The organism is Microbacterium sp. SS28 (assembly GCF_022761035.1).
Lineage (GTDB): Bacteria > Actinomycetota > Actinomycetes > Actinomycetales > Microbacteriaceae > Microbacterium.
Genome location: NZ_JAKWJP010000001.1, coordinates 496,514 through 509,139, shown reverse-complemented (window position 1 = coordinate 509,139; position 12,626 = coordinate 496,514). Strand labels below are relative to the sequence as shown.

Annotated in this window: 9 protein-coding genes; 2 read left to right on the top strand and 7 right to left on the bottom strand. The window is 71.5% G+C overall.

Going from position 1 to position 12,626, the window contains the following annotated elements:
• Window position 1 precedes the first annotated feature (1 nt).
• The 4 genes from MJ607_RS02320 to glnT are packed head-to-tail and all read right to left on the bottom strand — an operon-like array spanning window position 2 to window position 4,395.
• Window positions 2-1,327 carry an FMN-binding glutamate synthase family protein gene (locus tag MJ607_RS02320; protein ID WP_243073930.1) on the bottom strand — a complete coding sequence of 442 codons (1,326 nt, stop codon included), beginning with the start codon at window positions 1,325-1,327 and terminating at the stop codon, window positions 2-4.
• A 25-nt stretch (window positions 1,328-1,352) separates the two neighbouring features.
• Window positions 1,353-2,054 (bottom strand): protein glxC, encoded by a 702-nt coding sequence (locus MJ607_RS02315; RefSeq protein WP_243073929.1) that lies wholly within the window; start codon window positions 2,052-2,054, stop codon window positions 1,353-1,355.
• Window positions 2,051-2,995, bottom strand: a complete 945-nt coding sequence (locus tag MJ607_RS02310) for a glutamine amidotransferase (RefSeq protein WP_243073928.1) — start codon at window positions 2,993-2,995, stop codon at window positions 2,051-2,053. The genes MJ607_RS02315 and MJ607_RS02310 overlap by 4 nt, the downstream gene beginning before the upstream one ends.
• Before the next feature lie 38 nt (window positions 2,996-3,033).
• The gene (gene glnT / locus MJ607_RS02305) at window positions 3,034-4,395 is read right to left on the bottom strand and encodes a type III glutamate--ammonia ligase (protein ID WP_243073927.1); all 1,362 of its coding nucleotides are present in this window, start codon (window positions 4,393-4,395) and stop codon (window positions 3,034-3,036) included.
• Window positions 4,396-4,660: 265 nt separating this feature from the next.
• On the opposite strand from glnT, the gene MJ607_RS02300 reads away from it, so the two are divergent.
• On the top strand, window positions 4,661-5,929 hold the full coding sequence (locus MJ607_RS02300) for an ammonium transporter (RefSeq protein WP_243073926.1): 1,269 nt from the start codon (window positions 4,661-4,663) through the stop codon (window positions 5,927-5,929).
• Between the two features lie 144 nt (window positions 5,930-6,073).
• On the opposite strand, the gene MJ607_RS02295 is transcribed toward MJ607_RS02300, so the two are convergent.
• The gene (locus MJ607_RS02295; protein ID WP_243073925.1) at window positions 6,074-7,801 is read right to left on the bottom strand and encodes a hypothetical protein; all 1,728 of its coding nucleotides are present in this window, start codon (window positions 7,799-7,801) and stop codon (window positions 6,074-6,076) included.
• 181 nt (window positions 7,802-7,982) lie between these two features.
• Between MJ607_RS02295 and MJ607_RS02290 the strand changes: the two genes are divergently transcribed.
• Window positions 7,983-8,309 (top strand): hypothetical protein, encoded by a 327-nt coding sequence (locus tag MJ607_RS02290; protein WP_243073924.1) that lies wholly within the window; start codon window positions 7,983-7,985, stop codon window positions 8,307-8,309.
• 57 nt (window positions 8,310-8,366) lie between these two features.
• Here the strand turns inward: MJ607_RS02290 and MJ607_RS02285 are convergent, their stop codons facing one another.
• On the bottom strand, window positions 8,367-10,907 hold the full coding sequence (locus tag MJ607_RS02285; protein ID WP_243073923.1) for a CHAT domain-containing protein: 2,541 nt from the start codon (window positions 10,905-10,907) through the stop codon (window positions 8,367-8,369).
• 13 nt (window positions 10,908-10,920) lie between these two features.
• Window positions 10,921-12,603, bottom strand: a complete 1,683-nt coding sequence (locus MJ607_RS02280; RefSeq protein ID WP_243073922.1) for a S8 family serine peptidase — start codon at window positions 12,601-12,603, stop codon at window positions 10,921-10,923.
• Window positions 12,604-12,626 lie beyond the last annotated feature (23 nt).

Genomic DNA, 12,626 nt, shown 5'->3' with positions numbered 1-12,626 from the left:
TTCAGCTGCGTCCGGGGATCCAGGACGTGCCGGCCAGCGGCACGCCGGCCATCGCTGCGGACTCGACGGTGAGGGCCACGAGGTCCTCCGGCTCGAGGTTGCGCACGTGCGACTTCCCGCAGGCCCGCGCGATCGTCTGCGCCTCGAGGGTCAGCACGCGGATGTAGTTGGCGAGTCGGCGTCCCGCCGCGACCGGATCGAGGCGGGCCGAGAGCTCGGGGTCCTGCGTCGAGATGCCGGCGGGATCGCGACCGTCCTGGAAGTCGTCGTAGAACCCCGCGGCCGAACCGAGCTTCGCGTACTCGTCGGCGTAGCGCGGGTCGTTGTCGCCGAGCGCGATGAGTGCTGCGGTGCCGATCGCGACGGCATCCGCCCCGAGCGCGAGGGCCTTCGCGACGTCGGCACCCGTGCGGATGCCGCCCGAGACGATGAGCTGAACCCCCGTGCGGTGCACGCCGAGCTCCTGCAGTGCCGCGACGGCGGGGCCGATCGCGGCGAGGGTCGGGATGCCGACGTGCTCGATGAACACCTGCTGCGTCGCGGCGGTCCCGCCCTGCATGCCGTCGAGCACGACGACGTCTGCACCGGCCTTCACGGCGAGGGCCGTGTCGTAGTACGGCCGGGACGCCCCGATCTTGACGTAGATGGGCTTGCGCCAGTCCGTGATCTCGCGGATCTCGGCGATCTTGATCGTGAGGTCGTCGGGTCCCGTCCAGTCCGGGTGGCGGCTCGCCGAGCGCTGGTCGATGCCGACCGGCAGGGTGCGCATGCCGGCGACGCGCTCGGTGATCTTCTGGCCGAGCAGCATGCCGCCGCCGCCGGGCTTGGCACCCTGGCCGAGCACGATCTCGATCGCGTCGGCCTTGCGCAGGTCGTCGGGGTTCATGCCGTAGCGCGACGGGAGGTACTGGTAGACGAGCGTCTTGGACTGGCCGCGCTCCTCGGGCGTCATGCCGCCGTCGCCGGTGGTCGTCGACGTGCCCGCCTCGCTCGCGCCGCGTCCGAGCGCCTCCTTCGCGTTGGCCGAGAGGGCGCCGAAGCTCATGCCGGCGATCGTGACCGGGATGTCGAGATGGATCGGCTCGAGCGCATTGCGGGCGCCGAGCGTCACGTCGGTCGCGCACTTCTCCCGGTAGCCCTCGAGGGGGTAGCGCGACATGCTCGCCCCGAGGAAGAGCAGGTCGTCGAAGTGCGGCAGCGGGCGTTTGGCACCCCAGCCGCGGATGTCGTAGATGCCGGTCGCGGCGGCACGCTGGATGTCGTGGATGGTGGCTCGGTCGAAGGTCGCGGATTCGCGGAGGCCGAGCGCGGCGAGATCGTGGGTCATGGTGTGCTCCTGGTGATGCGGTGGGTCAGTACGAGCCGGTGTTGTCGACCTTGAAGTGGTAGAGGTTTCGCGCCGAGCCGTAGCGGCGGAACTCCTCGGGGCGCTCGCTGCGCCCGGCGCGCGCGAGCAGGTCGGCGAGCTCGGCGAGGTGCTCGGGGCGCACCTCCTTCTCGACGCAGTCGGCGCCGAGCGACGCGACCTCGCCGCGCACGTAGATGCGCGCTTCGTAGATCGAGTCGCCGAGCGCCTCGCCCGCGTCGCCGCAGACGACGAGGCGTCCGGCCTGCGCCATGAAGGCCGAGGCGTGGCCGATGCTGCCTCCCACGACGATGTCGACGCCCTTCATCGAGATGCCGCAGCGGGCGCCCGTGTTGCCGTCGACGACGACGAGACCGCCGTGGCCCGTCGCTCCGGTCGACTGCGAGGCATCGCCCGTGACGTGCACGACGCCCGACATGATGTTCTCGGCGAGGCCGACGCCGGCGCTGCCGTGCACCGTCGCGGTGCCGGTCTGATGCATCCCCGCGAAGTAGTAGCCGACGTTGCCTTCGACCGTCACGTCGATGTCGGCGGTGATGCCGACCGCGATGTTGTGGCTGCCGACGGGGGACTCGACCGTCCAGGCGGTGCCGTCGGCGGCGTCGTGCAGCAGCTGGTTCAGCTCGCGCACGCTCGAGCGGGCGAGGTCGACTGTCGTGGCCGCCGGGGCCGTGGTGATGAGGCTCATCGGACTGCTTCTTCCAGGACGGGCGTCTGGATCGCCCCATCGGTGATCGACCAGGTGTAGACGACGCCGGGGGACGGCTCGAAGATGCGGGCGTCCTCGATGCCGGGGAGCCCCGCGAGCGCGCGGTACTCGGACGCCATCGCGATCCAGTCGTCGGTCTCGGCGATGATCGCGGGCTTGCACGCGATCGGGTCGCGGACCACGGCCATGCTGTCGGCCGTCGTGACGACGAGCGTGTAGAAGCCGTCGAAGACGCCCTGCAGCGCCTCGAGCGCCGTCTTGAGGTCGTCGCCCTGCGCCATGCGCCACGCGATGAAGCGCGCGGCCACCTCGGAGTCGTTCTCGCTGTCGAACTCGACGCCCTCGGCGCGGAGCCACCGGCGGATCGAGGCGTGGTTGCTGAACGAGCCGTTGTGCACGAGGCAGAGATCCTCGGCGACGGTGAAGGGGTGGGCTCCGACTGCCGTGACAGCCGACTCGGTCGCCATGCGGGTGTGCGAGAGCGCCTGCGTGCCGGTGATCTCGGTCAGCCGGTAGGTGTCCGCGAGCTCGACGGGGTGCCCGACGCCCTTCAGCACCGCGACGTGGGACCCGCGGCCGATGATGCTCGCGCCCGGCAGTGCCACGCGCACGGCGCGCTCGAGCGCCGACGCCTCGACCGTGGCGCCCACGAGCACCGACTCGGCGTACGCGACGACGGTGAGGCCGTCGGCCTCGGGGAGGAGCGCCCGCAGCTCATCCGCGAGGACGCCGGGATCGGCATCCGAGATCACGGTGACAGCCGACCATCCCTCGGGCGTGAGCCGATCGGATCCGTAGAGGGCGAGGCCCGCCGAGTCGGGGCCGCGCTCGACGATCTCGCACAGCATGCCGTGCATCAGATCGCCGAGGTCGGCGCGCAGCGCGGGGTTGCGAATCTGCAGTGCAGCGATTCCGCACATGGGTTCTTCCTTTCGTGAGGTTCGGGATGCCGGGGAGCTCAGTACGCCGTGAGGTAGCGGTCGAGCTCCCATTCGGTGACGGTGTTGTGCCAGCCGAGGAACTCGTCCTCCTTGGCGTCGGCGAAGTACTCGCCCACGCCGCGGCCGGCGCCGATCGCCTCGCGCAGCACGGCGTCGTCGCGGAGCGACTGGACGGCGTGCAGCAGTGTGCGGGGGAGCACGGCGGAGCTCTCACGGAACTCGCCGGGGCCGCACGGGTCGCCCGGATCCGAGCCCTGCTCGATGCCGTCGAGGCCCGCGTGGACGACGGCGGCGAGAGCGAGGTACGGGTTCGCCGAACCGTCGGCGGCGCGCAGCTCGATGCGGTTGCCGTCGGGCACGCGGATGAAGTGCGTGCGGTCGTTGCCGCCGTACGTCGCATGCTTGGGAGACCAGGTCGCGCCCGACGCGCTCGTGGTCGCACCACGGCGCTTGTACGAGTTGACGCTCGGCGCGAGGAACAGCTGCAGGCCCGGGGCGTGGTCGAGCATGCCGACGAACGAGTAGGCGACGTCGGAGAGGCCGAGGCCACGCCCGTCCGAGGCGTCGGGGAAGACCGGCGTCCCGCCGTCCCACAGCGAGAGGTGGAAGTGCAGGCCGTTGCCGGCGCGGTCGCTGAACGGCTTGGGCATGAACGTCGCCGTCATGCCGCGCTGCTCGGCGAGCATGCCGATGAGGTAGCGGAGAGTGATGACGCGGTCGGCCGTCACGAGCGCCTCGTCGTAGGCGAAGTTCTGCTCGAACTGCCCCGGCGCGTCCTCGTGGTCGTTGGCGTAGTTGCCCCAGCCGAGCGCGTTCATCGCGTCGCTCACGGCGGCGAGGTGGTCGTACATGCGCGTCACGCCGCGTGCGTCGTAGCAGGAGCGCAGGCCTTCGTCCTTCGCGTCGGCCGCCGAGAGACGGCCTGACTCGTCGCGGTCGACGAGGAAGTACTCGACCTCGGCGCCGACCTTCGCCGACAGGCCGCGCTCGGCGAGCCGCGCCAGAGCGCGCTTGAGGATGACGCGGGGCGCGTACGGCCACGGCTCGCCGTCGACGTAGGGGTCGCAGTGCACGATCGCGAGGCCCTCGCGCACGAAGGGGATCGGTGCGTACGAGTCGAGGTCGGGGACCGCGATGAGGTCGGAGTCGTGCGGGTGCTGTCCGATCAGGCCGGCCGCGAACCCGGCGAAGCCGAGCTCGCCCGCCTCGAGCTCGTCGGCGGCCGAGATCGGGACGAGCTTGGCGCAGGGCTTGCCGTTGAGATCGACGAACACGGCGAGGATGAAGCGGACGTCGTCGGCGAGGGCGCGGTCGCGCAGCGACTGCGGTGCGGTGGGGAGTGTGACGAGGTCACCCCCGGCGAAGGCGGGAAGTGTCATGGCGGTTCTCCTCGGGTCGGGTTGACTGTTGGTGAAGTGTGTTGATTGACAGTAACAACTCGGGCGCATCCGACGGGTGTCCCCGATGTTTCGGGCACGTAAAACCCTCAAGGGGCCTTGTCACGCAAGGTTCATGCGGCAGAAATCGTGCCTGAGTTGCGCACCAAGAAAATGGGTTGCACAGCAGTGATCTGCTGGCAGGCGGAAAACAGAGCCGCACCGCAACCCGGCGGTCGCTCGCAGAGCCTGCAGAGAGGCTCGCGCCATGGATCAGGGAAATACCGCGTTCATCCTGCTGTCGGCAGCGCTCGTGCTGCTGATGGCCCCCGGACTCGCCTTCTTCTACGGAGGCCTCGTCAAGGCGAAGAGCGTCATCAGCATGATGATGATGACCTTCGGCGCGGCGGGTCTCATCGGCGTCCTGTGGGTGCTCTACGGCTACGCCGTCGCCTTCCCGGGGTCGACGGGGCTCGTCGCGCCCTGGTCGATCGACTGGTCGGCGATCGGTCTCGAGAGCGTGCTCGAGACGCCCGAGGGCGCCGCGTACCCGCCGCTCGCGTTCGTCGCCTTCCAGGCGACCTTCGCGATCATCACCGTCGCGCTCATCTCGGGAGCGATCGCGGACCGCGCCAAGTTCGGTTCGTGGATGCTGTTCGCGGGCCTGTGGGCGACAGTCGTGTACTTCCCCGTCGCGAGCTGGGTCTTCAACTTCGGCCTCGCCGAGGACGGCAGCTTCGCGTACGGCGGATGGATCACCTACGGCCTGCAGGAGGTCTTCGGCGTCGGCGTCATCGACTTCGCCGGCGGTACGGCGGTGCACATCAACGCCGGCGCCGCAGCGCTCGCACTCGCGCTCGTCCTCGGCAAGCGCGTCGGCTTCCAGAAGGGCGCGCACGTGCCCCACAACCCGCCCTATGTGCTCCTCGGCGCGGGCCTGCTGTGGTTCGGCTGGTTCGGCTTCAACGGCGGATCCGAGCTCGCGGCAGACAACACCGCGGCCCTCGTCTACGTCAACACGATCGCCGCGACGGCGGCGTCCCTGCTCGCGTGGCTCATGGTCGAGAAGATCAAGGACGGCAAGCCGACGTCGATCGGCGCGGCATCCGGTGCCATCGCGGGTCTCGTCGCCATCACCCCCGCGTGCGCTGCTCTCACCCCCGTGTGGGCCATCGTCCTCGGACTCGTCGCGGGCGCCCTGTGCGCCCTCGCGATCGAGCTCAAGTACAAGTGGGGCTTCGACGACTCGCTCGACGTCGTGGGCATCCACCTCGTCGGCGGCCTCATCGGCACCCTCTACCTCGGCTTCTTCGCGACCGGCACCGGCCTGTTCATGGGCGGCGACGGCACGCAGCTGATCGTGCAGGCGATCGCCGCGTTCTCGGTGCTCGCGTACTCCTTCGTCCTGACGATCGTGATCGGCTTCCTGATCGACAAGACGCTCGGCTTCCGCGTCAAGAGCGAGGACGAGATCGCCGGCGTCGACCTCGCCGAGCACGGCGAAGAGGGCTACGTCCTCGAGGAGCGAACGGTCTGACACAGCGCGAGGCGCCCGACGCCTCGCGCAAGGGCGGGCTCTCGTCGTATGACGAGGGCCCGCCCTTCGTGGTTCTCCGGCCCGTGCCGGAGGGGCCGTCCCGGCCGGGATTCGGCGCCCGGCCGGGACGGGGTCAGGGGCGCGTCACGGGGCCCGGACGGCCTCGATCGTGCGCGACGTGATCGACACGCCGGTCTCCTTGCCGCCCGCCGTGTGCGTCGCGGTCACCGACAGAGGTCGGTCCGACACGATGTCGAGCACGCCGAACAGCAGCTCCGGCGCGAGGCCCACGGCCTCCCGCAGGGCGATCCGGTCGTCGAACGTCGCCTCGCCCGCCTGCAGTGTGATCGCGGCGAACCGCTTGGCGGGGACGACCTCCGGCTCCCGGCCGATGGCCTTGCCGTCGAGGATGAGCGGCGCGAACCGCTTCTCGATGTCCACGGGGCACGTGCCCGGGTTGTAGATCGTGACGGCGGTCGCATACCTGCCGGGCAGGAACGGCCCGGGCTCGCGGTCGTCCTCGGCGTACCCGGCGACGAACTCGACCGAGTAGTGGTACCGGCAGGCCGGTACCGTCACCCGCACGGTCTTCTGCGCGACGACGACTCCGTCTGCGATGACGTCGAGCGTGCCCGTGAACACCTGGTCCTTCTCACGGCAGTCGGTCACGCCGACCCATGTGACCTCGAACACGAGCACGTGCTCGACGTCTCCCGGCAGCGGGCCGTAGCTCGCGGGAGAGATCGACTCGACGAACTGCGCCGTGCCGCCCGTCGGCACGAGAGAGATCGACCCGATCGACGTCACGGCGGCCGCGATGACCGTCGCGAGCGTCGAGACGATGTCGCCGGGGTTGACGCCCGTCGTGTGCGAGCCGCCCGTCGCGGCCGTGATCCGGGTCGCCTGGCCTGCGACACCCGCCGGTGCCGAGGGGGCGTAGTCGGCGGCATCCGCGTTCGGATCGTCGTCGAGAGCCGTCGCGAACCCCGTCGTCGTGCTCACCGCGATGACGGTGATGTCGGCGCCGTCGAGGTCGGCGGTCGCGGTCGCCTCGGTGATCGCCGCGCCGAGTCCGCTCAGGGCGGTCGGGATGGGGTCGTGCCCCGGCGCGTCGCCGAACCACACCAGGATCCGCTTCGCGTCCGGCCGCCACCCGATTGCGGGGTCGGTCGCGATCTGGTGGAGCGCGTACAGCTGCCCCTCCGAGCCGTCGGAGCCCTCGTTCGCGTCCCACGTCGCGATCGCGGCATCCGCCACCGCGAGCGTCGTCGTCGGAGACACCTGGTGCGCGAACGCGTAGGAGTTGCGGACGCCGTCCACCGGGAAGTCGCGATAGTTGCCGACGCCCCACGCGACGTCGAATCCGGCCAGCGCCGGGTTGTTCAGGATGACGCTCGCGCCGGCCTTGACGGACGCGAGCACGGCCGACATGCTCCCCGTCGTGTCGGCGAGCAGATAGACGTCGGCCTTCGGCGGCGCCGACGACTTGGGCACCGTGACAGTGATCTTCTCGGTGACGCGCTCGCAGCGGTTGAGCCGCCAGTCGTTTGTCGTCGGATCGATCCGGATCGGCTCCTTGCGGCCTTCCGGCACGTGGTGGCCCACGGGGAAGTCCGGCACGAACAGCCGGCCGCCCGGGAACAGCTTCTCGAGCGCCGCGAGCGGCCGCACGACGCCCGACTCGGTGACGGTGACCGCGGCCGACGCATTCGGCTTGTCGGGGTCTGCCGCCGTGAACAGGCGGGCGATCTCGCCTGAGGGGAGACGGGTCTCGGATGCCGCGATGAGCCGCGGCTTCGCGATGCCGAGTTCGGCGGCGAGGTGCGTGACGACGTCGTCCGGGGCGTCGTCGGGCAGGAGGGAGTGAGACATGACAGCGTCCTTCGCTTGCGGGGCGCCGAATGACCCAGACTTCTGGGATCCCCTCGGAGAGGAGGAGCGGGGCAGAGGCGCGCTGATACATCGCCGCGGATGCCGGGTGCGGGTATCACCGCGGCCGGTGCCGCCTCTTCCATGACGAGCGGCACCTCCGCTCCGAACCGGGAGAACTTCAATGGACACGACGACGACGGCTCGCTCGCCCCTCAGCGCGATTGCCGGGTGGCATCACCTCGCGCAGACCGTCGACCATCTCGCCGACGTCGTCGAGAGCCTTCTGCAGGGGCACGAGGAGTTCGTCTGCAGCCTCGACTTCGACGAGGCCGAAGCGCTCGCCGAGGTGCTGGATGCCGGGCACCGCACCGGCACGGCTGCCCGCCTCATGCACCGGTGGGCGCTCACCGAGCCCGACTGGGACGAGGATGCGGAGCACTCCGAGACGCTCCGCGAGTGGCTCATGCTCTCGGTCGACGTCGACCGGCTCGCGGCGCTCTCCCGTTAGGCGTGCGCGGCCCTGCTGCCGCGCTTCCTCGGTTCGCTCCGTCTGTCCCCGAGGTGCTCAGAACCCCGTGCCGTGCACGAGGAACGGCGCGACGATGCCCGTCTCCTCGACGGCCCGTGCGAGCGCCGATGAAGGCACCTCGCCCGCCGCGAGCCGCTCGTGCATGGCGCCGAGCAGGTCGCACGCGACGTCGTCGCTCACGACGACCGGCGACGCCACGACGCACCGTGCGCCGGCATGCAGCCACGCCCGCGTCATCCCGACGGTCTCCTCACCCCATCGCACCGACGACCTGCCCAGCTCGCACGCCGACAGGACGACAGTCTGCGGCACGTGCGGCATGCGGTCGATGTCGTAGCCGAACAGGGCGCCGTCGGCCAGCTCGAGGGCCGAGAACTGCGGATTGTCGAGCGAGTGGCGCCCGTGCGCCGCGACGTGGAGGATGTCGACCTCGGCGGCGAGCTCGGCCACGGCATCCACCGTCGCGTGTGCTCCCGACAGCACCCGATCCGACGCCCATGCCGAGGCGGCGCGCGCGATCTCCTCGTCGCCGCGCCTGACGTGGGGACCCACGGCGAAGCCGACGGACCGGGTGCGCCACGGCTCTGCTCCCCGCTCCCTGACCCACCGCGAGATCGACGGCGTCATCGTGACGGCTCGGTCGCAGGCGCCCGGCAGCATCGTCCACGGCACGCCGGACAGCACCCCGGGCACCGCCACGACGACACGGCGCGCATCCCCGATCGCCGCCGCGATCGGGGCGAGCAGGAAGCTCGACAGTGCCGCCAGGCGGTCGTCGAGCGACTCCTGGACGACGGACGCGAGAGGCCCCGACCGCACGGCGGCGGCCATGTCGAGGTCCGAGCGCAGACCCGCGAGCGCCGAGTGCCCCCGCGTCCAGTCGAGCGTGCTCACCTCGGTGCGATCCTGCGTCGCGACGAGCGCGACGAGCTCTCTGCCGTCGTAGACGAACGACACGACGGCGTCGCCGTCGTCGAGCGCGGCGCGCGCTTCGTCGAGCCCGACGCGCTCGTGGATCGCGGCGGTCCCCGTGTGCGACCACTGCCGCTCGCGCGCGCGATCGCGCAGCGCCGCCGCGCGGGGGTCGGCGAGCCAGTCCCCGTCGGGGTGGGCCGCGCGGATCATGCGCAGCTCCGCGAGCTCGGCGGCCGACTCCTCGTCGGGCGGCGGTCGCAGCGGCACGACCTGCAGGCTCATGTGCCGCGCGCGCTCGGACCAGTCGAAGACGACGTCGGGGCGCCCCGAGCGCACGGCCGACGACAGTCCTTCCGCGAGCAGGCCGCGGCCGAGCATGCCCGAGGCGCCCTGCAGCTCGAGGCTTCCCATCGTCTGCCGCGAGCTCTCGAGCAGCTCGACACCGCGCGCCGCCTGGCGTCGCGCCTGTCCCTCGCGGCCCGCGCCGCGCGCGTGCCGCGAACGCAGCTCGTAGGCCATGAGTGTGACCTCGAGCGGCAGCCCCTTCGCGACCCGGACCGTCTCCCCGTGCGGATCGACGCCCGTGCGCCGGAGGCGCGCGAGCCGATCCGCGAGACGCAGGGCCGCGGCATCCCCCCGCAGTCCGTGGGCATCGAGGGCGTGAGCCGTCGTGGCGACCTCATCGGCCGGGGGAAGGCGCCGGGGGCCGTCCGTCATCTCGGAGGTGTCCTCGGAGCCCGCGGCGAGCAGTGCGCGAAGCCGGACCGCCTCGGCCCGCAGCGCCCGCGCGTCACTGCCGACGCGGCGGAACCTCCGCGCCGCGGCGGCGGCGACCTTCGCGGCGCGACTGGGCGCGTGACGCAGCAGCGACCGTGCGAGCTCGTACTCGGCGTCCGCCTGCTCGCGGACGGCGCGGAGGCTCCCGAACACCCGGGCGACGTTCGCGAGGCTCGTCTCGGCTTCGGTGATCAGCCCCGCGTCGCGCAGCGCGAGCGCCCGGTCGGACTCGTTCGTCGCGGCCCACAGCTCCGACTCCGCGTCGATGGGAGCTCGGACCCGCTCCATCGTCTGCAGCGCGCGGACGACGTCACCCTCCAGCATCGAGACGTAGCCGCTGTTGTGCACGGCCTGCGCCGCGACGAGCACGTCGCCCGCCTCGAGATAGGCCCGCTCCGCCTCGTCGAGGTCGGCCCGCGCCGCCGCGAACTCGCCGCGATCCATTGCCACGAGAGCACGGTTCATGCGCATGTTCGCGGCGCGCACGGGGTCGTCGGAGAGGCCCCGGATGCTGCGCCCGAGCCACTCCGTCGCACTCTCGAGCCGGCCGCGCGACATCTCGATCGACCCGAGCTGCCCTTGCAGGATCGCGACGGTGCCGGGGGAGATGCCGCGGAGCGCGAGCGCCTCTCGGCACAGTCGCTCGCCGTCGTCGGCGTCGCTCGAGATGGCGAGCAGATAGCCCGTCGTCCCCGCGATGCGCGCCTCGAGATCGACGTCGCCCAGTTCGCGCGCCGCGGCCGCCGCGCGGGTGAGCGAGCGTCGCGCCGGCACGTAGCGGCCGGCGTTGACCTGGTCCACTCCGCGCCGGTAGAGCGCGGCGGCATCCGGCGTCGGGCGCCTCCGCAGACGCGCGACGCTGTCGGCAGCGGTGTCTGTCGTCACAGGGCTCCTTCTCTCAGGCGATCGTGGGTTTCGAGGCATCCCATACCGACAGCTCCGGAGAGGAGAGCAGCTGGAGCACGTCGTCGAAGCCCAGCGCGGGGCGGCCCTGTGCCGCGGTGAGCGGCTCCGCCATGCTCTGCGCGATGAGCCCCGCGACATAGGGGGCCGCGAACGACGTGCCGCTCCAGATCGCGAAGCCGCCCCGGAAGTCGTCCGGATCCACCATGCGCCGCGGAAGCCCGAGCCGGTCGTCGTGCGCCGCGGCGTCGAGCCCGCCCTCGAACGTCGCGGGGAGCGTGCTCAGCACCGACGTGCCGGGGGCGTAGAGGCGCACCCACGGACCGATGTTGCTGAAGAGCGCGACCGATCGACGGTTCGGGTTGAGCGCGCCGACCGAGACGTGCGGCGCGATGCCGGCGGGCTCGGGTCCGAGACCCAGTGCCGGATCGCTGCCCTCCCACAGCGCCGCGGGGAAGGTCGGCCGCTCGGTCGAGTCGTTGCCTGCGGAGCACACCACGACGATCCCTCGGCTGCGGAAGTCGACGAGGATGTCGTAGAGGCCCGTCGAGAACAGTCCGTCCTGAGGTGTCTCGTGGTAGTAGCCGAGCGACAGGTTCACGACGTCGAGCGCGACGTCGGGCTGGTTGTCGAGCAGCTCGAGCAACTCTTCGAGCGCCGCGAGCAGCTCGCTCTCGAGCACGGTCCCGTCGCTGTCCGCGACGCGCGCCGCGATGATGTCGACATCCGGCCCCGCCTGCCGGACGATGCCGCACACGAAGGTGCCGTGACCCGACGACGCGTCGAACCGGCCGTCGCGCGGGCCCGTCTGATCGGGATGGACCTCGGGGTCGGTGTCGACGTTCTCGACGCCGACGACCTGCGGGGGAGTGAACGCGGGAAGCCGCGCCTCGAGCCACGGGCCCCCGGCCGCGTTCGACGCGGTGGGCAGCCACGAGTGCTCACCGCATCCCGTGTCGATCACGGCGACGACCGGACGCCGCCCGCCCTGCTTCGTCTCGTGGCTCCACCGGGGAGGCGGGCCCACGTAGGTCACGACCTCGAGCCCGCCTGTGCCCGCCCACGAGTAGTTCTCGAGGTCCGCGGCGGGGTTGGTCCGTGCGAAGGGATTGGTCCGTGCGAAAGGGTTCGTCCGGGCGAAGGGATTGGTGCGCGCGAACGGGTTAAGGCCTATGTCGTCCACCGAGAGGATGTGGTCGAGCCCGACGCCGCGGAGCGGATCGTCCTTCGGCACCGCCACGAGCTGTGCCGAAGGGAGACGGCGGCCGAACGGCCCCACGAGATCCGGCCGCTCGAGGCCCCTCGTGACAGTGCGGATCCGCAGCGTGAGACGCCGTGCCCGCTGCAGCAGCCGCCACGCATCGACGGGCTCGTCCCGCTCGGCGCCCGGATCCTTCACGATCACGGCCCGGGTCAGCGCCGTGCTGCGCGCACCGTCCTTGTCGGCGTAGCGGTTGTCGCGGAGGGTCTGGGGCACGAGCCTCCACCCGAACACGGCGGCGGCGCGCTCGAGCACCTCGAGCGCGTGCGACGCGTCGCCCGTGATGAGGAGGTGGTCGGGCACGTACGCGGTCGCGAACGCGGGGATGCCCGGGATGGGCTCCCGGCCGGGGTCGAGGACCACTCCGCGCGGCTCGGACGCCGCCTCTCGCTCCTGCCAGGTCGGCTCTTCGGCCATGTCGCTGTCCCTTCTGCCCGTCG